At 64.3% G+C, this 26,968-nt stretch carries 9 protein-coding genes; 3 read left to right on the top strand and 6 right to left on the bottom strand.

Annotated elements, in window-relative coordinates:
* Positions 1–13: 13 nt before the first annotated feature.
* From CAF77_RS22935 to CAF77_RS22925, 3 genes are read left to right on the top strand one after another with little or no spacing between them, the layout of a single operon-like run.
* A complete protein-coding gene (locus CAF77_RS22935) occupies positions 14–529 on the top strand; it encodes a GNAT family N-acetyltransferase (RefSeq protein WP_064382008.1) in 516 nt (171 codons plus the stop codon).
* A gap of 37 nt (positions 530–566) precedes the next feature.
* The gene (locus CAF77_RS22930) at positions 567–1,607 is read left to right on the top strand and encodes a GSCFA domain-containing protein (RefSeq protein WP_085655404.1); all 1,041 of its coding nucleotides are present in this window, start codon (positions 567–569) and stop codon (positions 1,605–1,607) included.
* On the top strand, positions 1,576–2,265 hold the full coding sequence (locus CAF77_RS22925) for a hypothetical protein (protein WP_170928995.1): 690 nt from the start codon (positions 1,576–1,578) through the stop codon (positions 2,263–2,265). Before CAF77_RS22930 ends, CAF77_RS22925 begins: the two co-directional genes overlap by 32 nt.
* A 48-nt stretch (positions 2,266–2,313) precedes the next feature.
* Here the strand turns inward: CAF77_RS22925 and CAF77_RS22920 are convergent, their stop codons facing one another.
* The 6 genes from CAF77_RS22920 to CAF77_RS22895 are packed head-to-tail and all read right to left on the bottom strand — an operon-like array spanning position 2,314 to position 26,296.
* The gene (locus CAF77_RS22920) at positions 2,314–3,183 is read right to left on the bottom strand and encodes a TauD/TfdA family dioxygenase (RefSeq protein WP_064382011.1); all 870 of its coding nucleotides are present in this window, start codon (positions 3,181–3,183) and stop codon (positions 2,314–2,316) included.
* Positions 3,184–3,198: 15 nt separating this feature from the next.
* A complete protein-coding gene (locus CAF77_RS22915; protein WP_011333696.1) occupies positions 3,199–3,405 on the bottom strand; it encodes an MbtH family NRPS accessory protein in 207 nt (68 codons plus the stop codon).
* Positions 3,398–4,087 carry a hypothetical protein gene (locus tag CAF77_RS22910; RefSeq protein ID WP_223290686.1) on the bottom strand — a complete coding sequence of 230 codons (690 nt, stop codon included), beginning with the start codon at positions 4,085–4,087 and terminating at the stop codon, positions 3,398–3,400. Before CAF77_RS22910 ends, CAF77_RS22915 begins: the two co-directional genes overlap by 8 nt.
* Positions 4,084–13,182 (bottom strand): hybrid non-ribosomal peptide synthetase/type I polyketide synthase, encoded by a 9,099-nt coding sequence (locus CAF77_RS22905; RefSeq protein WP_085655405.1) that lies wholly within the window; start codon positions 13,180–13,182, stop codon positions 4,084–4,086. Before CAF77_RS22905 ends, CAF77_RS22910 begins: the two co-directional genes overlap by 4 nt.
* The gene (locus CAF77_RS22900) at positions 13,179–17,291 is read right to left on the bottom strand and encodes a non-ribosomal peptide synthetase (RefSeq protein ID WP_085655406.1); all 4,113 of its coding nucleotides are present in this window, start codon (positions 17,289–17,291) and stop codon (positions 13,179–13,181) included. The genes CAF77_RS22905 and CAF77_RS22900 overlap by 4 nt, the downstream gene beginning before the upstream one ends.
* Entirely contained in the window at positions 17,288–26,296 is a 9,009-nt protein-coding gene (locus CAF77_RS22895) for a non-ribosomal peptide synthetase (RefSeq protein ID WP_085655407.1), read from the bottom strand. Before CAF77_RS22895 ends, CAF77_RS22900 begins: the two co-directional genes overlap by 4 nt.
* Positions 26,297–26,968 lie beyond the last annotated feature (672 nt).

Raw genomic sequence — 26,968 nt, 5'->3', positions numbered from 1 at the left:
CAAGGAGCAGCGGATGCTCGAGCTCACCACGCAACGCCTGGATCTGCGCACGATGGTCGAATCCGACTGGCCGCTGTTTCTCCGGCTGCATTCCGAGCCGCAAACCATGCAATACGTGTTCGGTGAAATCGCCGAGGAACAGGTGCGCAAAGGCTTCGAACACAGGCTTCCGGCCTGGGGGCCGCAGTCGGATCACTGGTTATGTCTGGTGGTGACCGACAGGGCCAGTGGGCAGGAACTGGGCGTGACCGGATTCCGCATCCTGTCGCCGGGGCATGCCGAGGTGGGTTGCCTGCTGTTGCCCGAGCATCAGGGCAAAGGCTTTGGCACCGAGTCGCGGCAGGCGATCATCGACTATGCCGCCGCCATCGGCCTGGACTCGTTGGAGTCGACCGTGACCGACGGTAATATCGCCTCCTGCAAGGTCTTGGAGAAATGCGGTTTTGTATTCGAGCGCCGCGTGCCGCAGGCCTATCAGATTGGAGATCGGTGGTTTGACGACCTGATCTACCGCTATCAAATCAGCTGACCCCGTTTTATCAGCGACCGCCAAGGAGGCCCTCGTCGTGAATCCTTATCAATGCCTGCCACCCCGCGCTTTCTGGCGCACCGCCGTGGCCGACAAGCCCGCGCTGGACATTGATCAACTGTGGACACCGCAATTCGAGATCGGCAACAAGGACGCCATCGTCACCGCTGGCTCGTGTTTCGCCCAGCACATCGGTCGGGCGCTGGTGGAACGCGGCATGAACTGGCTGGACGCGGAACCGGCCCCGGCCGAATTGCCCGAAGCCGACTGGAAGGCCCATAACTACGGGGTGTTTTCGTTCCGCACCGGCAATCTGTACACCCCGGCGATGCTGTGCCAGTGGCTGGAATGGGCGCTGGGTGTGAGCCTGCCACCCGACGAAACCTGGGCCCATGACGGGCGTTTCTTCGACCCGTTCCGCCCCGCCGTGGAGCCCGACGGCTTTGCCAGCGAGGACGCGCTGTTCGCCTCGCGCGAAGCCACCCTCGACGCCATCCGCACGGCTCTGCGCCGAGCCAAAGTGTTCGTGTTTACCCTCGGCCTGACCGAAGCCTGGCAGAACCGCCAGACCGGTCTGGTGTACCCCGTGTGCCCCGGCACCGTGCGTGGCATTTTCGATCCGCAGCTGCACCGCTTCTGCAACTTCGGCTTCATGGACACTTATGGCGACATGGTGCGGGCGCTGGAGTTGATGCGTTCGATCAACCCGCAACTGCGCCTGCTGCTCACGGTGTCACCGGTGCCCCTGACGGCGACGGCCACGGGCGAACATGTGCTGAGCGCCACCACCTATTCCAAATCGGTCCTGCGCGCCGTTGCCGGGCAGCTGTGTGAAGACCTGCACGACGTCGACTATTTCCCCTCTTACGAAATCATCACCGGCACACCGTTCAAGGGCGCCTTCTACCAGCCCAACCAGCGGGAAGTCACGCCCGAAGGCGTGGCGTTCGTCATGCAGCAGTTTTTCGCCGGGCTCGATGCGGTTCAACCGCTGCACGCGCCGGCCAGCGTTCCCTCCACCTGCGTGTCCAGCGAGGAGCTTGTCTGTGAAGACGCCGTGCTCGATTACTACGCCTAGGTTTCTGCTGCTGGGCGACTCCCATGCCGGGGTCATCGGCAAGGCAGCGCAGGCCCGCGAGTTGCCGTTCAGCGGCGGCCCGCTGGGCACCGGCCGGGATTTCGCGGTGGATTTTTTCAGCCTGACCCGCCATGACGTGGTGTTTCGCGAGGCCGAGATGGAACGTCTGTATCGCCAGGCTCTGGCGCCTTTTGAAGTGCCGCAACTGGCGAAGGTCGGGGTGCCGCTGGTGAGTACCATTGGCCTGAGCCTGCACTACCTCGCCACCGCGCCGAACTGGACGTGCTACCAGTCACCCGACGGCGAATTCGACGAAGGTTTTTTTGCCGGGCCGCTGTTCGAATCCATTGTCGACACCCTGTCCCGGCCTGCGCTGGCATTCTATGAACAGGCCCGGGCGATGAACCTCAAGGTGTTCGCCGTATTGCCGCCGCAGCGGGTGCCGGAGTTGTCCGATTCGCGGGTGTTCATGGCAGCGCAGGCGCTGCTGATCGAGCGCCTGCAAGGGCTCGGCATCGAGCTGATCGACGTGCGCGCAGCGGCGAACGATGAGCAGGGTTTTCAGCGTTCGGCGTATTGCGAAGTGGATGACCCGCTGCACGGGAATCTGGCGTTCGGCGAGCTGATCGTCGAGCAACTGCTCAAACAAGGAATTTAGACCCGGACCTGTGGGAGCGCGCTTGCTCGCTCCCACAGGTCCGGGTCATCACGCCTTCGGCTGCGTCCCCAGAATTGTCACCCGCTCGCCATACCGCGAGTGCGGGAAATAATCCCAGACCGCATGGTGCTGGGTGCAGCGGTTATCCCAGAACACCAGGCTGTTCGGCGTCCAACGCACACGACAACTCAAAACCGGCTCTCGGGCCACCAGATCGAACAGCATGTTCAACAGCACCTGGCTTTCACCGCCGGATAACTGGACGATGTGCGACGTGAACCCGGAATTGACGAACAGCGATTTGCGCCCGGTTTCCGGGTGGCGAACCACCACCGGGTGTTCGGTTTTCGGCAGGTTGGCCGGCGCCTCATAACCCTTCCATGGGATCGCGCCGTCGTGGATCGCCGTGAGTTCGCCGAGAAACTGCTGCATCGTCGGCGAGAGCATTTCCAGCGCCAGGTGCATGTTGGCGAACAACGTATCGCCGCCCGTGCCGATGGCCGGGGTTTCCTTGACGTACAGCATCGAGCCCATGGACGGCGCCAGATCGGCGGTGCCGTCGGTGTGCCAGGTTTCGCCGGCGACGTAGCGCGATTGCGCATTGGCGCGGATCACCACCAACTCCGGGTCATCGCCGTCGATGTCTTCCACCGGCAGCGCCCGCAGCTCACCGAACAGCCGGCCAAACGCCTTGTGCTCGTCCACCGTCAGGTGCTGATCGCGGAACACCACCACGTGATTCTCCAGAAAGGCCCGGCGGATTTCCCCGAGCTGCTCGTCGCTCAGCGGCTGTGAAAGATCGACGCCGCCGATCTCGGCGCCGATGATCGGCGTGATCCGCTCGACCTTGATGTGCTGATACGGCGCGCGCCGTTCGGCGGCGATGCGCTCGATTGCCTTGAGTGCCAACTGATCCATGTTCCCTCACCTTTTTTATTGGAACGACACCGACGACTGCTCGCGCAGCGAACGCGGGCGCATGTCGATCCAGTGCTCGTTGATGTAATCCAGGCAGACCTGGCGCTCACCGCGCATCCCCGCCTCGCTCCAGCCGCTGGCCATCGGCTTGCCCGCCGGCCACAGGGAATACTGGCCCTGGGCGTTGATCACCACATCGAATTGCAGTTGTGCGTCATTCATGTCGTTCTCCTGTTGAACGGGATTGCAGCGTGGCCAGACTCCGGTCGAGCCCGGCGGCGAGATGGTTGAATACGGCATGCCGCTGTTCGTCGCTTGAAGCGCAGGCCCCGGCGTAAACCCGCACGGACGCCGCGCAGACCTGCGCGCAGGTGTCTGCATCGTCGTCCGCGAAAGCCCGGGCCGACACTTCGGCGTTGGCGCTGGCATGAGCCTGGGCAAACGCCGTGGCGGCGGCTTCGGTATTCAATTGCGCGTAATACTCGGCGAACGCCTCGGCGTCGCCAAAGTGCTCGGCAATCATGGCGCTGTTGGCCGGTGCCAGGCCGTAAGTCAGCGCACTGGCGTGGGCCTTGGCGTACGCCGCGTCGTAGGCGTAGGCCTTGCGATACAGCGCCAGCAACACCGGTTTGAGCCTGGCCCGCCACTCGCCCTGACGCCCGATCACACCGAGCGCCGCCCGCTGATGCAGGCTTTGCAACGCGAGCAGCGCCTGCTGATGCTCCGGCAAGGCTTCGCCGAGCATCGGCAGGACCACGTCGGCCTGCCAGAGATGAAACAGCCGCAGCGGCACGGGACCCTCGTCATTGTCTATCCGCTTGCGCAGGTCGTCGGCCTGTCCGGTTTCGCACAGCACTTGCACTAAATTCAGCAGCCATAGCGGCATCAAGATCGGTTCACTCATGGCGATGGCTCATCCGTACCGATGACTTCGGCCAGCAACCGCGCCCAGCGGCCCGCCACGATGCCGTAGTGATCGGTGTCCAGGGTTTGCCAGCTGCGCAACTGCGGCAGCAAGGCCTGCCAGTTGCGTTGCAGGTCATCCGGATTCCAGGCATTGCCCAGCCCGTAAGGATTGGCGTGCCCGGCGCTGAACAGCCGCACCACTGTGGTCGCCAATGCTGGCGGCTGGAAGTCGATCATGCTGGCCATGTTGTTGCGGCAGCACACCGTCAGCCGTTGCAGATACGCCTGGCGTTCTTCGGCCATGCCCTGCCCTTCGACCGCCGGCCAGCGCTGGGCAAACTCGCGCTGGAACACCTGCTCGATGGTCTGCTCATCAATGCCGGCCAGTTCCGCACCGGCATTCGGCGCGGGCGGGTCGATCAGGTACAACAACGGTTGCCTGAAGCCCTCAGCCTGGGCCTGATGACACAGTGCTTGCGCCACCCATGCTCCGAAGGACCACCCTGCAAGGCGCCAAGTGCTGCCGTGCGGAAGATGCTCCTTGATCGCCTCCAGATACCAGCGTGCACGTTCTTCCACGCTGACGTTCGGCAACTGCGGCAAGCGCAGCGCCGGATCGCCGATCACGCACACGCCCAGTTCCGCCGGCAGCGCCGAGACCAGTTCCCGATAGGCCTGAACATCGCCACCCACCGGGTGGATCAGGTACAGCCAGTCACGCCCGGCTCCGGCATGCCATTGATCGATCCGCACTGCGTCGTGCCAGCCCTGCAGTGTTACGCCGGGAGCCTCTTCAACCGTGGCGGTCGAGACCAGCCCCAGCACTTCGCTCAGGCTGACCTTGTGGCTGAATTGCGACAGCTGAAACACCTCACCGGTGGCCGCTTGCAGTTCGTCGATCAGATCGAGCAGTGTCAGCGAATCCGCGCCCAGGTCGTACAGCGAGTCGTCATCTTCCAGCTCGGCCACACCGAGCCACTTGCACAGGCACTCACGCAAGCGCGCCGACAGATCCACGCCCTTCGGCGCCTCTACCGTTGCGGCCACGGCACCATGGCGAACCGGATAAAACCGCCGCGCCGTGTCGATGCCGGTGGTGGAAATCAACAGCTGCGGCAACTGCGTCGCCATCGCCAGATCGAACACCCGGCAACCCTCTTCGGCTGACAGTCCGACCGTCAGATGCTCCAGGTGCGCGGCGTCACCGCCGTTGCTGGTGGTGGCCATGCCGATGTCGCGCCAGATGTCCCAGTTGATTCCCAGGCGCAGGCAGGTGTCGGCCGGGTTCGGGCAATAGTGGGTGAAGCCATCGAGTACCCCGCTGGCCGCCGCGTAATCCACATGCCCCGCGCCGCCGAACATTGCCGACATTGACGAGCAATACAGGACAAAACCCGGTGTCAGGTGCTCGATCAAGGCCTCGACCGCCAGCATGCCGCGAGTCTTGGCGGCCATGGCCTCGGCCATTTGCCGAGGATCACGGTGGCGAATCAGACTGCCTGCACCGACGCCCGCCGCATGAATCACGCCGCTAAGGCGACCGTAACGCACGGCCAGTTGATCGAGGATCTGCGGCCAGCGCGGCAGGTCGGCGATGTCCGCTTTGATGCAGTCGATCCGCGACGCGTACGCCGCCAGTGACTCAGGCAATTGCCCTTGGCGCGAGATCAGCAGCACACGGCGCGCGGGTGCCTGTAGCAGGTGTTCACACAGGGTCCGGCCGATGCCGCCGCTGCCGCCCAGCACCAGGAACGTACCGTCTTCCGGCAGAAGCCCTGATGGCGTCGCCGGGCCGGTCAATGGCTGAGGCAGCAAGCGTGGCTGCCACAGGTATCCGTCGCGCGCCGCCATTCGCCGAGGCAGTGAGGCCGGATCGGCAAGCAACGCTGCCAACTCGCCGGCCTGCGCTTCGAGGCGTGACGACGGCAAATCCAGCCAGTGACAACGTACCGGGTATTCCTGCGGCACCACTTCGGTGATGCCGGCCAGCGCCGCCAGCTCGGGCCGTCGCACCTCGCCATCCACCGGACACGCCTGCCACGACATCAACCACAACCGCAGCCGTGTCGTGCGCGGGGTCTGCCCCCAGGCCTGCATCAATGCACTGACCGTATCCAGGCAGGCCCACTGCGCCAGATCCAGCGATTGCTCGTTTACCTCGCCCGACACCGCCAGCGGCAAGGCATGCAACCAGTCGAGTTCGCCAAGGTCGGGTTCTGCGACTTCGGCGAGCAAACGGTTCAGGGCTTCAGTGTCCAGCGGATCAAGTTCGAAACGGTCCGTGCTCAAGCGCTTGAAGCCATTGCCCGCGCGCACTTGAATCACGCGTTGATAGACAGTGTGCAGGCTCGCCAGCAACGTCGATTCCGGCGTTTCATGGCTGCACAGAATCAGCACCTCACGGGATTGCGCCGTCGCTGTCGTGCTCAGGCGCCGGGTGCGCACCCATTGTCGTTGGTGAAACCAGTCCGCCAGCGGTTGTCGCGCAAGGGCTGGCGCTTCAGGTTCAGCAGCCACAGGCGTCTGGAAACGATAGGTCTGAAGATCGAACGATGACGGCGGCAAATCCCACGGCGGCGGCGCCGAGCGCTGCGGCCATTGGATATTCGCGCCTTCGTACCAGGCGTCCAGCAGTTCCTGCGGCGATTGATCACGGGCGATCACCTGCGCGCTTGAGACCGTGACTTCCTTGATCGCTGGCGGCTGCAATGGAATGTCGTCACCCGGCCGGCACACCATCGCGAAGCGCCAGCGCAGTTGCCGGCGACCTGACTGCAAGTGCCGCAGCAACGCAGTCTGCTGTTCCGGGTTCGCATGCAGGTATTCGCGAATCGCCGCGATATCGCGCAGCAACTCCGCCCGGCTATGGGCCGAGATCATCAGCAGTGGCAGCGTTTCCTCGCCCCCCTCCTGCGCCGCGGGCGCAGCGCCGACGATGACATGCGCATTGGTCCCGCCAATCCCGAAACTGCTGACACCGGCCAGTCGCCGCCGTCCTTGCGGCCATGGCCGGGACGTGGTCGGCACATAGAACGGCGAATGCTGCAGATCGATCTGCGGGTTGATCCGGCCAAAACCGAGGTTCGGCGGCAGCACGCCATGGAACACCGCGAGACTGGCGCGAATCAGCCCGACTACCCCCGCCGCCGCGCCCAGATGACCGATCTGGCTTTTCACCGAGGCCAGCGCGCAACTGCCGGCCGGCGCATCGCCAAAAGCCTTGGTCAACGCCGCGACTTCGATCGGATCGCCCAGCAAGGTGCCGGTGCCGTGGGCCTCGATGTAGCCGATGTCGGCACCGGTCAATCCGGCCCGGTTCAAGGCATCACTGATAACCGCGCTCTGCCCCGCCACCGACGGCGCGGTGTAACTCATCTTGGCCCGGCCATCGTTGTTCAACGCCGAACCTTCGACCAACGCATAGATCCGGTCGCCATCGGCCCGCGCCTTGGCCAGCGGTTTGAGCACCACCACCCCGTAGCCGCTGGCGCCAAGGGTGCCGCTGGCATCGTCGCTGAACGGACGACACAAACCATCGGCGGAAAAAATGTGCTGCGAGCGGTGCCGGTAGCCCTCGGTCAGGGTCGGGTCGATCAGCACCCCGGCCGCGAGCATCACGTCGCTGTCGCCCTGACGCAGCATCGAACTGGCCAGGTGCACGGCGATCAGCGAACTGCCGCAAGCGGCCTGCACGCTCAGGGCCGGGCCGTTGAGGTCCAGGTGATACGCGGCTTTGGTCGCCAGAAAATCCTTGTCGTGGTGCAGCGCCAGTTGGAAGCCGTCCGGCAGATCGTCGTCGGCGGTTTCACGCAACATTTGCTGGAAGTACGTGGTTTCGCCGCAACTGGCGATCAGACCGATGCGCGGGCCGTCCGCCGACGGAACGATGGCCGCGTGTTGCAGGGCCTGCACGCAGGCCATCAGCAGATGCCGCTGTTGCGGGTCCATCAGGCGCGCTTCCTGGCGGCTGATGCCGAAGTACTCGGGATCGAAATCAAGCAGGCCCGCCAGTTGGCTGCGGGCGCCGACCAGGCCCTCTGCGGCGGCAAAGTGCTCGATGCCCAGCCCATTGCCTTGCACCATCGCCCAGAACTCGGACAGGTTCTGCGCCCCGGCCACATTGACCGACATGCCGATGATCGCCATCGGCTGGTGACCTGCGTCGGTTTGCCGTGTCTGCTGCACCGCTGCGACCGGCGCCGTCGACAGATGCGCCGCCAGACGCCGCACCGTGACGTGTTCGAACAGATCGGCCATCGTCACCTTGTACGGCAGTTCTTCGGCGTAACGGCCATGCAAACGCATGAGGCCAAGGCTGGTGGCGCCGGCCTCGAAGAAGGTCTGTTCCGGCTCGATGTCACGGCCGATTACAGCCTGGAACAACTCACTCAGTTGCCGTTCCAGTGCGGTCAATTGAACAGCCGTTGCTGGCGTGCTGCGCCGCTCCAAAGCCTCGCCCAAATCCGGCAAGGCCTTGCGATCGATCTTGCCGCTGGGGGTGCGTGGCCAGCGGTCGATCCGTCGGTATTCATCGATTCGCACATGGGCCGGCATTAGCCGCGCCACCTGACGATCCAGTTCACCGGAAGTCGCAGGCTCACCCTCAAGCTGCAGCCAGGCGATCAGCCGTGGTGGATCGGCCTGCACCGCCACCACCGCGTTGACCACTTCCGGCACCTGCATCAGCGCCGCCTCGATCTGCCCCAGCTCCAGCCGATGGCCGCTGAGTTTGATCTGCTGATCGTCACGTCCCAGGTAATGCAGGCAGCCTTGGGCATCGGCCCACGCCAGATCGCCGGTGCGGTAGTACAAACAGCCGTCCGCCAGCTCGACAAACCGCGCGGTATTCATTTCAGGGTCTGCCAGATAGCAGCGAGCAACCATCGGCCCGGCCACCAGCAAATAGCCACGGCTGCCGATCGGCACCGGGCGGTCGTGCTCATCGACCAGCAGCAACCGCGCATTGCCCACGGCATGGCCGATCGGCGCGCGTAGCGGCCAGTCCCGTGCCACGGGCGGCAGGCGCAAGGCGCTGACCACGTGGGTTTCAGTCGGGCCATAGTGGTTGAACAACGAGGCGTGCGGCATGCCGCCGAACCAGTTGCGCAGCGCCTCGGTGCAGAGCAGTTGCTCGCCGGCCGTGATCACCTCGCGCAACGCCGAAGGGTAAATGCCCCTGGTCACGGCGGTTTGCGCCAGATGCTGCAAGGCCACGTACGGCAGGAACAACCGCTCGATCCGCGCCTCGACCATGTAATCCAGCAACGCCTCGGCATCCTGACGCCAGCGCGGCGTGATCAGGTGATAACAACCGCCGCCGCACAGGGTGCTGAAAATCTCCTGGAACGACACGTCGAACGACAGCATCGAGAACTGCAGGGTCACCGCTTTCGCCGGCAACTGCCCTTCGGTGCGCTGCCATTGCAGCAGGTTGCACAGGGTGCGTTCCGACACTTGCACACCTTTGGGCGTGCCGGTCGATCCGGAAGTGAACAGCGTGTACAACGGCCGTTCGCCAGCGTGGCGAGGACGCTCGAACGTTCCGGCATCGGCGCGCAGATCAACCCGATGGGTGGCGAATCGTCCGGCGTTCAGGTCATCCAGTGCAGCCTTGGTCGCGTCGCTGAACAGCACACAAAGCGGCTGCGCCTGCTCCAGCACCTGACGCTGGATCGCCACCGGGTAAGCAGGGTCCAGCGGCACGGCCGTCAGGTTGAGTTTGGCCAGCGCCAGCAAGGCGACGATGTGCTCCACCGAGGCATCGAGAAACAGCACGACATGCAACGGCGCGTTCCCGGCCGGCAACGGATGGCGCTCGATCAGGTTTGCCGCCAGAACATCGGCCAGCGCATTCAGCTCGCTGTAGGTGAGGCGCTGCTGGCCTTGAACCAGCGCGACCGCCTCCGGCGTGCAATGCACTTGATGCTCGAACCCGTCCGACAGTGTGTTGAACGGCAGCGCAATCTGCGGACCTTCGCTGGCCGGTGGCAGGCTGCTTCGATACGGACCGAGCAAATCGTTGAGATTGGCCGCCGGAGTTTCCAGCAACAAATCCAGACCACGGCGGAACAACGCGTTCACCGCCCGCATCTGTTCGGCATCGAAATAGCTGCACTGATATTCCCACCAGCATTCCAGCTGCGAACCGCTGCCCACCATCAACAACGTCAGCGGGCACTTGGCGTGCAACTGCTCGTTGAATTCCAGCGTGGCGCGCAGGCTGGAATCGGTCAGCGCCGCGTAATCGGTGTTTTCCAGCACAAACATGAAATCGAACAGCGACGGGCTCGACGACAGCCGCAGGTCTTCCACCAGATCCGCCAGCGCCACGTCCTGCAACGCCAGCACCTCGCGCACCGTGGTGGTCTGCTTGCGCAATTGCTCGCTCAGGGGCCATGCGTTTTCAACGACGGTGGGGATCAGCACGGTGTTGGCAAACATGCCGACGTTGTCTTCGAACTCCGCCAGCGGCCGGTTGGACACCGGGCTGGCGATCCGTGGCCGCTCGCACCCGGTCAGGGCGTACAGGCTCCAGGCGAAGACACTGAACAGCACTTCGAAACGGGTCAGCCGTTGTTGGGTGCAAAAGCGTTCGAGGGCGGCGCTGCGCACTGTGCCCAAGGGCTCGCGGTGCAACCGGGCGTCCGGGCTGATTTCGCGCATTGGCGTCAATGCAGGCGACGGTTCTTCCTGACGGCGATGCAGCTCGGCCAGGGCGCGGCGCTGGTCGCGATAATGCGGATCGACGCTCCACTGGCGCTGCCACTGGCCAAACTCCAGCGTCGTCAATCGGGCGGCTGGTTGCGGGCTGTCGTGGCCTTGCAGGACATCGGTGTAAAGCTGCGTCAGGTCCTCGAACAGCAGGTTCACCGACCAGCCATCGACGATGATGTGATGCAGATTCAGCAACAGTCGGCAGCTGCCATCGGCGAACGGCAACAGCCAGGCCTGAAACAGGTTCGGCGTGGTCAGGTCGAACGGCGCGGCGAACACCAGCTCGGCGAAGGCCTGCCAGTTGTTCTCGGTGAAATGCCCGACCGCGAAGGTGCGACAGGTCGGACCCTGCTCGGTGATTACTTGATCGAGTCCGTCGGCACCCGCCGCGAATGCAGTGCGCAATCCCGGATGACGCTGCACCAGACGCCCCAAAGCCTCGGCCAGTGCCGCAACTTCGACACCTGCCGCCAGATGCAGAATCAACGGCACGCTGTAGGCGGTCGAGGTCGGCGAGCGTTGCTGCAACAGCCACAGCCGTCGCTGTTCGGCGGTGGCCGGCAGGCGTTTGGCGCTGCTGATCGGAGGCGCAGGTGGGTAGATCGACTCGCGGTTCGTTTCACCGGTCAGTTGTGCGGCCAACGACAAGAACGACTCGTTGAGCAACGTATCGATCGCGATCTCGCGCTGCCAGCGGACACGGATCGCCGAACGCAGGCGCATGGCCTTGAGCGAATCGCCGCCACTGCCCAGCCAGTCATCCTGCCCGCTCAGGGCCGGTTGACCGAGCAGCGAACGGGCCTGGCTCAGCAACCAGTCCAGCGCCGGTGAAACGCTTTCGTTATCCGTAGCTGCCAGGACTGGGTGCCACGGACTCAACCCTTGGGCCAGCAAGCCGTCACGGTCGATCTTGCCATTCGCCGTCAGCGGCAAGCGCTCCAGCAGAAACAACTGATGCGGCCGCATATACGGCGCCAGTTGTGCCCGCAGATGGTTTTCGAAGGCGTGATAGTCCAGATCCCCGCGCGGCACGATGAACGCCAGCAACTGATGATCTTCAGCCGCCTGACGCCGGGTGCAGACGTACACCTGCGCCACGCCCGGATACTCCAGCATCCGTTGCTCCACCTCCCCCGGCTCGATCCGGAAACCACGAATTTTCACCTGCCGGTCGACGCGCCCCAGGTACTCGATCAAGCCTTCGGCATTGCGCCGCACCAGATCGCCGGTGCGGTAATGCACCTGCGCGCCACCGTCGAGGTCGAGCAAACGGACGAACTGGCGGGCGGTTTCTTCAGGCCGGTTGCGATAGCCACGGGCGACACCGCTGCCACTCAAATACAGCTCGCCGACCTCGCCCGCCGGCACCGGACGCTGCTGCTCATCCAGCACCAACACGCCAGTGTCCGGCAACGGCCGGCCAATGGGCGCCGAGTCAGCGGCAAAGTCGCGGCTGATCGGCCAACACAGGGCAAACGTGGTGCACTCGGTGGGGCCGTAGACGTTGAAGATCCGGCAGCGGCTCTCAGGATTGGCCCGATACCAGCCGCGCACGGCGGCAGCGCTGATCTGCTCACCGCCGATCAGCACCTGACGGACGCTGGAAAAGCACGACGGCCACTCGGCAATCAAAGTGTTGAACAGCGATACCGTCATGAACAGGTTGTCGACCTGCGTCCGCTCCAGCACCTCGGCCAGACGCCGCGCATCCAGCACGTCGTCGTCGGCGATCATCACGCAGCAACCGCCGTTGAGCAGCGGCGCCCATAGCTCGAAACTGCACGCATCGAACGCCGGGTTGGACAGGCAGGCAAACCGGTCCGTCGGGCGAATCTCGATATAGCCGTTGGTGTGCGCCAGCCGCAGCAAGCCGCGCTCGCCCACCTCGACCGCTTTCGGCGTGCCGGTGGTGCCCGAGGTGTAGAACAGGAACATCACCTCGGCAAAATCTTCGGCCAGCGTTTGCGCTGGAGCGTCCGGCTGATCGAGCAAAGCCTCGACACTAATTTGCCACAGTGAAGGCGACCACAGCGCTTCTTCATCCAGGGTAATCAGGCCGACACACGCCGCATCCGCCAGCATCAATTCCCGACGTTGGCGCGGGCTGGCCCGATCCAGCGGCACCACCACCGCGCCGACCTTCAAGGCGCCGATAATCGCTGCCAGCCACTGCCAGCAGCGCGGCATGCACAACGCCAGCGACTGACCGGGCTCGACGCCACGCGCCAGCAACCCTCGGGCGATGCGTTCGCTGGCGCTGGCCAGTTGCGCGTACGTCAGCGTGAGCGATTGATCGATCACCGCCGGGGCTTGAGGATTACGCGCCACTTGCTCGGCAAAACGTGCGAGCAACGGCATGTCTTTGGACGCACTCATCATTTCGCCTCCTGCGCGTCGAAGCGTTGCAGCTCCTGACGGATGATTTGCGAGACCCGATGGATTTCCGCGCTTTCGAGCATGTCCCAGTGCCCGCCGCTGACCAGTTTCGCCAGATAGCCGCTACCCGCGCGGCGCCGCCAGAAGCAACGCAGTTCATGCAACTGATGGCGGCTGAAATCTTCCCGGGCCTGAATCAGCACCACGCGACCGGCGCGCGGCGCGCACTCATAGGCGGCCATGGCCAGCCGGTTGTGGTTGTAGATGTTGAAGTAGCGTTCGACCTGGGCGTCTTCGATGCCGGGGTACATGCCATTGAAGCGCACCAGCTTGTCGCGGAACTCGGCCATGTCCACGGTGCCGATCTGCTCGCGGAAACCCGGATCGTCGCTGCCCTGGGTGTCGAGCAGCACCACCGTCACCTGACGATGCCCGGCCGCCGTCAATCGCCGCGCCATTTCATAGGCCACCAGACCACCGAACGACAGCCCGGTGAGGATCAGCGGTTGCTGCGTCAGCGGTTCGATCTGGCGCAAGTAGGCCTCGGCCATCGCTTCGACCGTCGGCTCGGTGCTCTCCCCCGGATTCAGTCCCGGCGATTGCACCCCGTACACGCCGGCTTCATCCGGCAGCACCTTGGCCAGCGACAGATAACAGAACGCCGTACCGCCCGCCGGGTGAATGCACACCACGTTGTGCTGGCCGCTGCCGCGACGGAATTCGATCAGGTTGCTCTGGGCCAGCGCCGGATTCGCCCCAACCCGCAGCCAGCCGCCCAGCGCTTCGATGGTCGGGTAGCTGAGCACCACGCGCACCGGCACTTCGATTGCAAACTGCTGGCTGATTTCATGGGCCATTTTGATCGCAGCAATCGAAGTGCCGCCGACATTGAAGAAGTTGTCGCGAATGCCGATCTGCGGCGCCAGCAACAGGCTTTTCCAGATCTGGTACAGCGCCAGTTCGATGTGATCGCGCGGGCTGCTCAGGTTGACCTGACGATTGACCAATTCCTCATCCGCCAATGCCGTCAGCGCAGTGCGATCGACCTTGCCGTTGGCAGTCAGCGGCAGCGCGTCTAGCCACAGATAGCTGCCGGGGATTACCGCTCTGGGCAGTGTCGTCGCCAGATGGGCGTGCACCGCTGCTTCGTCCACGGGTTCGGCCAGCACGCAACAGGCCACCAATCGTTGATCCTGCGCCGCTTCGCCGACCATCAGCACCACGGCGCTGCGGATGCCGGGAAATGCTTCGAGCCGGGCTTCGATTTCACCCAGCTCCAGACGCACGCCGCGCAGCTTGACCTGAAAATCGTTGCGACCGAGAAATTCCAGCTGACCGTCCGGGCGGTAGCGCGCCAGATCGCCACTGCGATAGAGCCGATCACCTGCCACGAACGGATTGTCGATAAAGCGCTCGGCACTCAGTTGCGCCAGCCCCAGATAACCACGGGCCACACCGACGCCGCCAATGTGCAGATGCCCGGTCACGCCCACCGGCACCGGCTGGTCGCGATCATCGAGCACGTAAAAACGGTTGTTGGCAATCGGCCGGCCGATCGGCAGTTGCCGGGCCGGCACCTCGGCGCCGGGCTCCAGGGTCCAGATGCTGTTGATCACCGTGGTTTCGGTCGGGCCGTAAACGTTGTGCAGCCGCGCATGGGGCAGACGCTCCTGGAAGCGCCGGGCCAGAGCCGGCGGCAGTTCACCGCCGCCGCTGAACACATCGGTCAGCGACACACACTGGCTGACCTCGTCGACCTCCAGAAACAGCTGCAACATCGCCGGCACGAACACCAGCGCCGTGACCTGCTGCTCGCGCACCTCGCGTGCCAGGTACGCCGGTTCGTAATGGCCGCCGGGCCGTGCGATCACCAGCCGCCCGCCGGTTGCCAGCGGCCAGAAGGTCTCCCACGCCGAGGCATCGAAACCGAACGGGATCTTGTGCAACATCGCCCCCGCCTCGCCGCAGACCTGCAAACACCACAACAGCAGATTGCTCAAGCCACGGTGGGCGACCATCGCGCCCTTGGGCAAGCCGGTGGTGCCGGAGGTGTAGATGACATAGGCGAGATGGTCAGGGGTAACGCCGACATTGCGCGGATCGAGATTGTCCGCCGGCAACGACGCCCAGCTCGCCGCATCTTGTTCAAGGTCGAGGATCGGCGCTTCCCAGTTCGAACCCTGCACGGCCTGACGCAAGATTGCGTGCGCCGAGCCAAGGGTCAGCAGCACCGCCGGCGTGCTGTCGCCGAGCATATGACTCAGGCGTCCCAGCGGATAGTCCGGGTCCAGCGGCACGTAGGCGCCGCCGGCCTTGAGCACCGCCAGCAGCGCCACCGGCAACTCCAGCGAACGCTCGATACACACCGCCACGCGCACGTCCGAACCGACGCCCAAGATGCGCAAATGCCGCGCCAGTCGGTTGGCCTGGGCATTGAGTTCGGCGTAGCTCAGGGATTCGCCCTCGAACACCACCGCGCAGGCCCGAGGGTTGCTCGCAGCCTGCGCTTCGACCAGTTGATGCACGCAGGGCGTCGCTTGCGTCAGTGGCGCGGCGCGGTTGAAGTCGACCAGCACCTGCTGACGCTCAGCCTCGTTCATCAACGGCAAGGCATTGATCGGTTGCTTGGCGTCGGCGGCGATCTGTTCGAGCAGATGTCGGTAGTGCCCGCTCAGGCGTTGGATGGTCGCAACGTCGTAGAGGTCGGTGTTGTATTCCACCAGCAGGTCCAGCCGCCCTGCCCGCTCGACCCATTCGAATGCCAGATCGAACTTGGCCGTGGCACTGCTGGTGCCGTACGGCGCCAGTTCCAGGCCGGGCATCTGCACCGCGTTGCCCGGTGTGTTCTGCAGCACCAGCATCACCTGGAACAACGGCGAATGACCGGGATCGCGCTGCGGGTTGACGGCCTCGACCACGCGGTCGAATGGCACGTCCTGATGGGCGTGGACGTCGAGCATCTGACCCCGCACGTCGCGCAGCAGCTCGGCGAAGGTTTGCTGCGGATTCAGGCGCTGGCGCAGCACCAACGTATTGACGAAATGGCCGATCAGCGGCTCGACTTCCGGGCGATTGCGGTTGGCGAACGGCGTGCCGATGCACAGATCCTGCTGACCGCTGTGGCGCCACAGCAGCACCGCCAAAGCACCGAGCAGTACGTTGAACAGCGTGCCCTGGGTCTGCCGGGCCAGCGCCGTGAGTTCGCGCAAGGTGCCGCCATCGACGGAGGAACTGAACGTGGCGCCGACATAACGCTGCACCAGCGGTCGTGGCCGGTCGGCGGGCAACGTCGATAACAGCGGCGCGTCGTCCAGGTTACGGCGCCAGTAATCGAGCTGAGCGTCCAGCGCCGCACCGCCGATGCGCTGCTTTTGCCAGCAGGCGTAGTCGGCGTATTGCACCGGCAGCAGCGCAAGCGTCGGGGTTTCGCCACGCAGATAATCGCCGTACAGCGTGGCGACCTCATGCAGGATCAAGCCCATCGACCAGCCGTCGGCGATGATGTGATGCACGCTGTACAACCACAGGTATTCATCGTCGGCCACGCGCAGTAACGATGCCCGCAACAATGGGCCGGTGGCCAGATCGAATGGCGCACGTGCGTCCTGTTCGACGGCGAAACGCACTTGCTGCTCACGCTCGTCGGCAGGCAACTGGCGCAGATCCGTCACCGACAACGACAACGGCATCGATGGATGCACCACCTGACGCGGTTCACCGTCCACGCTGCCAAACGTCGTGCGCAGGACTTCGTGGCGGGCCACCAGTTGGTTCAGCGCCCGCTCCAGCTGCGCGACGTCCAACTGCCCTTTGAGCGTCACCGCCGTGGGCACGTTGTAAAACGGGTTGCCGGGTTCCAGTTGATCGAGAAACCACAGTTGCCGCTGCGAGAACGACAGCGGCCAGGACGTGTGCGCGCCAGCACGGCGCGGAATCACCGCGTCATCGTGCCCGCCGAGCAAGGCAATCAGTTCCTGTTTGTGACGCTTGAGCGCCTGGGTCAGTTCTTCGGTGAGAAACCCGCGCGGCGCCTTGCAGCGCAGCCTGTCACCGTCCACCTCGAGCACCACGCCATGGCGAGCGAACAACGCCAGCAATTGATCGGCATTCATACTTCGAACTCCTCCATGTCTTCGTCGTCCAGGCTGGCGGTCACAGGCTCGATGGCAAACGCCTCGACCGGCGCGCGGTGTTGTTCATCGGCCGTGCGCAGCCCGCCGATCATCGAGTAGATCAATTCATGGCTTGGCCCCAGATCGAACAGCGTCGTCAGTTGCTGTTCCTCGACCGAGCCGATACCGCACAGGCCCAGGCCGTGCTCGACGGCGGTCATGCTCAGCAACTGGGCCATGGCGCCGCTTTCGATGTGGCAGAAGTCGCGGCTGCGCTCGCCGTACAGCGGGCGAATCGCGGCCATGTCGGCGATGAAGAACAGCGAGAACGCGGCGTTCTCGTACACCGGTCGGTTGACGAAATAGTCGTAGGTGTCCGGGTCGAGCGCTCCGCTCTGGAGCGCCAGCAAGCGATGCTGGCGGGGATCGTAGTAATACGCGCCGCCGGGCACGCCGAGCACGCGATCCGGCTTGACGTAGAGGTACGCCTGAATCGGGTAAAGGCCACCCGCCGACGGGAACTGGTATTTCACCTCGCCGTCGAGTTGCCCCTGGGCCAGTGCCGCCAATACATGGGCAAAGGCCTGGGTGGCGATCGGTTGCCGATCGTATTGACGCACCGAGCGGTAATCGCTCAAACGCCGGGCGAAGGCCGGGTCTTGCGGCAGATCCAATGCCACTGCCGGCAGGGCTTGAGCGAAGTCACGGCGCCCACGCTGTTCGGCTTTGAACTGCGCCCGCTGCTGGGGATCCTCGATGATGTCCTGCACGGGCTCCGGAGCCTGCTGCACGTTGCCGAGCAATTCCTGACGCGCCCGATTCTGGCGGTACATGCCGAGCAGGTGCAGCAACGTCGGCTGGGCCAGCAGTTGTGCCACGTGTGGGCGGAACTGCAAGGCGCCGGACAACGCGTTGCTGATCCGGACGATATCGATCGACGTTGCGCCGAGGTTCAGCAGATTGGCATTGGCGGCGATGGATTCGCGCTTGAGCACATCCTGCACGATTTCCACCAGCCGATGTTCCTGAGGGCCGTCGACTTCCAGCGCCGGCCCTTGCTCTTCGACTTGCTCAGGCTCCGGCAGACGTTTCTTGTCGACCTTGCCGTTGGACGACAACGGCCAGGCTTCAACAAAGGTGAACGACGGCGGAATCATGTAGGCCGGCAGCTTGTCGCTCAGGTACGCGCTGAAATCGCTGGCCTGCAACGCCGGATCGGCCTTGAGCACGTAACCCGCCAGACGCTTCTCGCCCAGCGTGCTGCCAAGAATCCGCACCACCGCGCTCTGCACGCCGGGATGGCGATTGAGCGCAGCTTCGATCTCGCCCAGTTCGATGCGATAGCCCTGGACTTTGACCTGATTGTCTTCGCGACCGAGGAATTCGATGTTGCCGTCGGGCAGCAAACGGCCCAGGTCGCCGGTGCGATACAGCCGTTCGCCGGTCAGTGGATGATCGAAGAAACTGCCCGCGCTGAGTTGTTCATCGCGCCAGTAACCTTTCGCCAGACCGATGCCGCCGATGTAAAGCTGCCCCGCGACCCAGGTCGGGCGCACTTGCAGCGCTTCATCCAGCACGTAGAAGCGCTGATGATCGAGGGCCTTGCCGTAGGGAATGCTGCGCCAGGCCGGGTCGACCTGTTGCACCGGGTAGCAGATCGACCAGATCGACGCTTCGGTGGCACCGCCCAGGCTGATCAGTTGCAAATCCGGCTGCAAGGCCCAGGCCCGCTCGGGCAACGTCAGGGGAATCCAGTCGCCGGACAGCATCGCCACCCGCAGGCTGGCAGGTAGCGCACCGCCCTCACCCTCCACGTACTCGACCAGCATGCCGAGCAGCGCCGGCACCGAGTTCCACAGGCTGACCCGATGACGTTCGATCAACGCCAGCCAGTGCGCAGGATCGAGGGTCAGTTGCGGGTCGAGGATGACCACTGCCGCGCCCACGGCCAACGTGCCGAAGAAGTCGTAAACCGACAGGTCGAAGCTCAGCGACGAGATCGCCAATACGCGGTCGGTCGGGCCGACAGCAAAGCGCCGGTTGATGTCGAGCAAGGTGTTGACCGCACCGCGATGGTCGATCACCACGCCTTTCGGCTGGCCGGTAGAGCCGGAGGTGTAGATCACGTAAGCCAGGTCGCTTTCGTCCACCTGCACCGGTTGCAGTGGCAGTTCATCGTTCGAGACTTCATCGGTGACCGCGATGGCCGTGACCTGCGCCGGCCATTCGATTTTGTCGAGCAGCGTCGGTTGGGTCAGGGCCAGACTCGCCTCCGCCCGTTCCAGAATATGCCGCAGCCGTTCCGCCGGCTGGGTCGGTTCGATCGGCAGGTAAGCGCCGCCGGCATACAGAATCGCCAGCGTTGCGACCACTTGCTCCCAACCGCGCTCCATCACCACCGCCACCAAGCGGTTCGGCAGCACACCCTGCGCTTGCAATCGGGCACCGAGTTGCCGGGCCTCGTTGCGCAATTGAGCGTACGTCAGCTGTCGCGCACCGATCACCGCCAATGCATCCGGTGTGGCGAGGGCCTGACGTTCGAACAGTTCGTGCATCAATGGCAGCGTTTGCTGATGGTCGACCGGTGCCGGCAAGCGTGCCTGCGGCAGCATCTGCGGCGTGTTTGCGCCCCAGGCTGCCGGCTCGCAGAGGCTGTCGAGCAGGGAGTTATAGGCGACGAACATCTGCTCGATCATGCCTTGCGGGAACAGTTCGTCGATGCTGTCCCAGTTGAACAACAGGCGTCCTTCCAGCTCCAGCAACGTGTGGTCGAGCCACACTTGCGGGGTCTGGGTGATGCTGTGCATGTGTTTGGCGTTCAACGCGTCGGCGAGGTTGAATTCGGCCAGCTCCGGCGCCGCTTCCGACAGCGTGCTGTTGAACACGATCGGCATCGCGGTCTGCTGCACGCCCCGGGCCTGGGACAATTCGCGCAGCACTCGCACACCGCTGACCACCGAATGGTCGATGTCGCGCCACAGTTGCGCCTGCACCGCGCGGGCCTTGTCGGTGAAGGTTTGTGTTCCGTCGATGCCGACTTCCAGCAGTACCAGTGAGGTGAAGTCGCCGATGATCTCGTCGACATCCGGGTGTAGCGGCATGCGGTTGAACAGCGGCAGGCTCAGGGTGAAACGCGGGGTGCGGCTCCACAGCGCCAGCACTTCGCTGAACGCGGTCAGCAGCATCACCGACGGCGTCACCGCAAACTGCTTGGCCACGGCTTTGAGCTGCGCCCACTGCGCGGCCGACATGTCGCGGTCGCGGCGGGTGAAGTGCGGGTTGGCAATGCTTTCGGGTTGGCGTACCAGCGGCAGGTCTGGCGCCGGGGCCAGCGTGGTCACCCGCTCACGCCAGTAGCCCAGCGCCTGCTCGTAGCGGCGGCCATTGCGCAGCTGCTGTTCGGCCAGCACATAGTCGCGGAAGGTCAGGCCCGGTTCCGCCAGCTCAAGCGCGGGATCGAGGTAGAACGCCATCAGTTCGCGAGCAAGAATCTGCGTGCTCGCGGCGTCGACGATCAGCGCGTCGAGGCTGATGTGCAAATGGGTGATGCCGTCATCGAGTAGCGACAGGCTGAACTCGAACAGCGGCCAGCGACTGGCGTCCAGCACCTGATGGGACTGGCGTTCGCGGGTCGCTTCCAGCGTGCGTTGCGCGACATCGGCGGGCAACCCGCGCAGGTCGCTGCGGGGCATGCGATAGGTCGGCACCTGCGCCAGCACCTGTTGCGTGCCGTCGCTGAGGAACACCACGCGCAGCATGTCGTGGCGCTGGATCATGCGATTCAAGGCCAGCTCGAAACGTTCGGCGTCGAATTCGGGAATGCGCAGTTCTTCGTAGCCGTGGGCACTGACGCCGCCGAGGCTGACCGTGGCCTCGCGACCGAACCAGTACGCTTGCTGGATATCGGTCAGAGGAAACGGTTCATGTCGATTAGCGCGATCCGGCTCGATCTGGATGAATGCCGGTTCAACGCTTTGCTCTTGACGCGACACCTGCGCCGCCAGATCCAGCAACACCGGGGTCTGGAACAGACTGCTCAGGGACAGTTGCGCGCCCATGCGCTGGTTGATCGCGTAGATCATCCGCGTCGCCAGCAGCGAGTGGCCGCCGAGGTCGAAGAAGTTGTCGTGGATGCCGACCCGTTCGCACTTGAGCACTTCGGCCCAGATCTCGGCCATTTGCCGTTCGGTGTCGTTGCGCGGCGCTTCGTAAGTCGCCCCGGCGCTGCGTTCCGGTGCCGGCAGCGCCTGACGGTCGAGCTTGCCGTTGCGGGTCAGCGGCAAATGCGAGAGCCGGACCCAGGCACTCGGGATCATGTGTTCGGGCAACTGGCGTTGCAGTTCGGCGCGCAGGGATTCGCTGGTCGCGGTGCCGACCACGTAAGCCACAAGACGTTTGTCGCCAGCCACGTCCTCACGCAGCAACACGGCGGCTTCCTGCACACCGGGTTGCTGATGCAACAGACTGTCGATCTCACCGAGTTCGATGCGGAAGCCGCGCAGTTTCACCTGCTGGTCGATGCGCCCCAGGTATTGCACGTTGCCGTCGGCCTGGAATTTCGCGAGGTCGCCGCTGCGGTACATCCGCGCGCCCGGCTCGGCGCTGAACGGGTCCGGCAGGAAGCGTTCGGCGGTCAGGTCCGGACGGTTCAGATAGCCACGGGCCAGGCAGGCGCCGGCGATGTACAACTCACCCGCCACGCCGACCGGCACCGGATTCAGATGCTCGTCCAGCACGTACAGCCGCGCATTGGCGATGGGACGGCCAATGGGCGGCGCGTCCGGCCAGGACTCGGCGTCGTTGCAGTCGAGGCTGAACTGGCTGACCACATGGGTTTCGGTCGGCCCGTACTGGTTATGCAACTGCGCACCGCCGAGCCCACGGACAAAGCCACGCAGCTCGTCATTGATTTGCAGGGCTTCACCGGCGGTGATGATCTCGCAACCACCGGCCGGCATCGGCGCATCGGCTTCGGTCAGACCGGCGAGTTGCTGCAACACGGCGAACGGCAGGAACGCCCGCTGCACGCTTTCGGCCACCAGGGTCGGGCGCAGTGCGGCGAGGTCCTTGCGGCTGTCTTCAGTCATCAGCAACAGGCTGCCGCCCTGGCAGAGGGTGCTGCAGATTTCCTGGAACGAAACGTCGAAGTTCAGCGAGGCGAATTGCAGCACACGCTGCGGTGCTGCGGCTTGATCGAGTTGCCAGGCAATCAGGTTGTCCAGCGCGCGACGGCTGTGGGCCACGCCTTTCGGGCGTCCGGTGGAGCCGGAGGTGTAGAGCACGTAGCCGAGGTGTTCCGGGCTCACCGTGACGTGCGGATCATCCGCCGGGTGCTGTGCCCAATGCGATGCGTCAGTGTCCAGGCAGCAGATTTTCGCCCCGTTGGCCGGCAGCCCGGCCATCAGGCTCGACTGGGTCAGCAGCATGGTCGGCGCCGCATCGCTGAACATGAATGCCAGACGTTCGCTCGGGTAAGCCGGGTCAAACGGCACGTACGCAGCGCCAGCCTTGAGGATCGCCAGCAGGCCGATGACCATTTGTGGCGAGCGTTCCAGGCACAGGCCGACGCGATGCTCGGGGCCGACGCCTTGTTCGATCAGGTAATGCGCGAGGCGGTTGGCGGCACGATTCAGTTCGCCATAACTCAGTTGCTCACGGTAAGCGAGCAACGCCACGGCATCGGGCGTTTGCCGGGCAAGGGTTTCGAAGCGCGCCACGCAACCGGGCAACGACGCGGTATCCCGCGCGGTGCGGTTCCAGTCATGAACGATCTGCTGATGTTGCTCGGCGCTCAGCAGCTTGATCCTCGCCAGCGACTGCTGGCTGTCCTCGACCATCTGCGTCAGCACCCGACGCAGGTACTCGCCGAACTGCTCGACAGTGCCGCGCTCGAACAGGCCCGAGGCATATTCCAGACCACCGACGATCTGCCCGTCGCGCTCACTGAGCGCCAGTTGCAGATCGAACTTGGCCACGTGATGGCTGCTCTCGACCGGCGTAACGTCGAGCCCGGTCAGCAGCAGGTCGGAATCCTGATCCTGCTCCCAGGCAAACAGCACCTGGAACAGCGGACTGTGGGCCAGGCTGCGCGGCGGGTTGAGCAATTCCACCACTTGCTCGAACGGCAGGTCTTGATGCTCCTGAGCGTCCAGCGCCACTCGCCGCGCCTGTTGCAGCCATTGCGCCACCGACGGCGCACCTGATCGGGTCATCCGCAGAGCCAACGTATTGACGAAGAAACCGATCAGCCCTTCCAGTTCCTGTTGCGGACGGTTGGCCGATGGCACGCCGATCACTACGTCGCTTTGCCCGGACAGACGCGACAACAGCAATGAAAACCCGGCCAGCAGAGTCATGAACAGCGTGGTGCCTTGCTGCATGCCCAGGGCTTTCAATCGCGCGGTCAACGCTTCGTCGAAGACCAATGGAACAAAGCCACCGAGGTAATCCTGCACGGGCGGACGCTTGTGATCGGTCGGCAACTCCAGCAATACCGGCGCGCCCGTGAGGGTTTCACGCCAGTAACGGCTTTGCTGCTCCAGCACGTCGCCGGACAGCCATTGCTTTTGCCACACCGCGTAATCCACGTACTGCACCGGCAAGGGCGGCAGCGGATCGTCGCGATCCTGCAACGCCGCTGCGTACAGCTGCCCCAGCTCGCGGGTGAGCACGCCCATCGACCAGCCATCGGAGATGATGTGGTGCTGGGTCAGCAGCAACACATGGTCATCCACCGCCAGCCGCAGCAGGCTGACCCGCATCAGCGGGCCCCGGCTCAGGTCGAACGGTCGTGCGCCTTCCTCGTCGATCAAGCGGGTCAGGCGCTCTTGCGCATCGTGCCCCTGCACGTCGGTCACCGTCAGCCGGACACTGTGCGCAGGCGGCGAAACCAGTTGGCGCCCTTCCCCTTCAACAGCAATGAACGTCGTACGTAGCGCAGCATGGCGCGCCACCAGTTGGTTGAAGCTGCGTTCGAGTGCCGGCACGTCCAGCGAACCGCGCAAACGCAGGTTCAACGGCATGTGATAGGCAGCGTTGCCACCCTCCATTTGTGCCAGAAACCACAGGCGCTGCTGAGCAGACGACAACGTTTGCGCGCCCGAGCGTTCAAGGGCTGTGATGGCCGGACGAGCCGCCGCCTGACTGGCTTGCAGCCGTTCGGCAAACTCCGCCAGAACCGGCGCGGCAAACAGCGTCGAAGGCGCCACTTCCAGCCCCAGCGTGTGGCGAACCTGCGCCAGCACCCGCATCACCAGCAGCGAGTGACCGCCGAGGGCGAAGAACTGATCCTGACGCCCGACCTGCTCGACGCCGAGTACGTCGGCCCAGATCGCGGCGAGTGCGGTTTCCAGCGAGCCTTTGGGGGCTTGATAGTCCTGCTGATCGAACGCCTCAACGTCCGGCGCCGGCAGATTTGGCCGATCGACCTTGCCGTTGGCGGTCAGCGGCAGTGCATCGAGACGCACGAAAGCGGTCGGCACCATGTAGTCCGGCAGGCTGATATGCAGTTGTTCGCGCAGTAAGCGCGGGCTCAGCGTTGAGTCTGGTTTTTCGCAGTAGTAGGCGACCAATCGCGGTTCACCGGGACTGTCCTGGCGCAGCAACACCACGCTTTCGCGCACGCCCGGGATGTCCGCCAGCCGGGTTTCGATTTCCCCCAGTTCCAGACGCAGGCCGCGCAATTTGGCCTGGGAATCGTTGCGGCCAAGGAACTCCAGTTGGCCGTCGGCCCGATAGCGCGCCAGGTCCCCTGTTCGGTAAAGACGCTCGCCCGTCACGAACGGGTTGTCGATGAAACGCTCGGCGGTCAGTTGCGGCAGGTTCAGATAACCGCGCGCCACGCCGACGCCGCCGATGTAAAGCTCGCCGGCGACATCCTCGGCAACCGGTGCGCCGTCAGTGTCGAGCAGGTGAATCCGGGTATTGGGCAGTGCCCGGCCGATGGGCAGCACCGCGTCGATCTGGCTGTTTTCGGTGAACTCGAAACAGGTACTGTCGATGCTCGCTTCGGTCACGCCGTAGGCCTGGACGATCTGCACGCGATCACCGCACAGCCTGCGCAATTGCCGCGCGCTGTGGGCGGTCCAGATGTCCGAGCCGCAGACCACGGTGCGCAGGAACGACAGGTCATGGCCGGTCGCTTCGACCCACGCCAACAGCGGATTGAGCAGCGCCGGCACGAAGTCGGCAAAGCCAATCTGCGCCTCGCGCATCAGACGATACAGGGCCGGCGGGTCCATCAGGGTGTCCCGTGGGCACAGCACCAGCGTACCGCCAAAACCCAGCGCACGGATCAGATCCGCGCTGAACACATCGAAGGAAAAACCGGCCATTTGCAGGTGGTTGATCGGCTCGCCCAATCCATAGAGCCGGGCCCAGTCGGCGCTCACGGCGACCAGTCCGCGATGCTCGACCATCACGCCTTTCGGGGTGCCGGTGGAGCCGGAGGTGTAGATCACGTAAGCCAGGTGACGGGGTGTCAGGCCGATCGAGTGAGGATCGAGGTTGTCTGCCGGGAGCGAAGCCCAATCACGGGCGGCGGCCAGATCCAGCACCGTCGGTGCAGTCGCTGACGGTTCGAGCGCCGCCCGCAAAACATTGCTTGCCTGGCCGTGAGTCAGCACCACCGGCGGTGCGCTGTCGGCCAGCATGTGCGCCAGCCGCGCCTGCGGATAGGCCGGGTCCAGCGGCACATAGGCCCCACCGGCCTTGAGCACGGCGAGTACGCCGACCAGCATCTCCAGCGAACGTTCCAGACACAGCCCGACCCGCACGTCCGGCCCGACCCCGAGGCTGCGCAGGTGATGGGCCAAGCGATTGGCGAGGGTGTTCAGTTCACGGTAACTGATTGCCTCCTGCTGCCAGCGCGCAGCGATGGCCTCGGGGGTGCGCAGCACCTGCGCTTCAAACAGACCGTGCACGCACAGGTGTGCATCGAACGGTTTCAAAGAGCAAACGTCGGGCTGCGCGGGATTCGTCCCACGCAAGGAAGTGTTGTCGAACATCGGAGGCTACCGTCCATGACTACTTTATTTTTGTGATCAGGCAGGTGTCAGCACGCTTCCTGCCAGTCAGGCCCCGGCATCAGGTGCCGGCACGGTCTTTCGAATTCAGGAGGATGGCGCGGCGCGCGCGTGCAGACTCACGTTGAACGCGGGCACACGCAGAAACTCGGGGGGAGACAGGCTGGAGAAGAACACCGCAGCGCGGTCGGCGCAGGCAGATGGAAAGTGGGCCGGATCATTGGCGACAGGAGTCGCCCCGTTCATTGCATCGTCGATTGCAAACCGCGTGACCAATTGAAACCTCGACTTCCATTTGAGGGTCAACGACGAGGAACAACCTGCGCGGGGATGACAGCGCCAGGGTGGTCCCGATCGGCTGCGACTGCCGGGCCTGTAGACACGCGGCAATCTTCTGGCGCCGGGTTTGTGACCCGAAGCGCCGGCGGATAATAACCACGTTTTTTGTTAGGGAGGCAAACAAAATGTAGGAAATTTGCGAAATAAATATCGGACGTTTCCTACCTGATCGAGACGATGGCAAAGGGACAGAGATGTCATTAATGCCGAGAATCCAGCCTCTGTTCCTGGCAGGCGCCGATCGTCGAAAACCCGCGCAAAATGCCGACTGGCCAGCGCAATAGTCACCGCAGTTTCCGGGCGCTAACAAGCGCT

Origin of the sequence: Pseudomonas sp. R15(2017), assembly GCF_002112685.1 — a bacterium.
GTDB classification, from domain to species: domain Bacteria; phylum Pseudomonadota; class Gammaproteobacteria; order Pseudomonadales; family Pseudomonadaceae; genus Aquipseudomonas; species Aquipseudomonas glycinae.
This window is presented reverse-complemented; position numbering and strand designations above follow the sequence as displayed.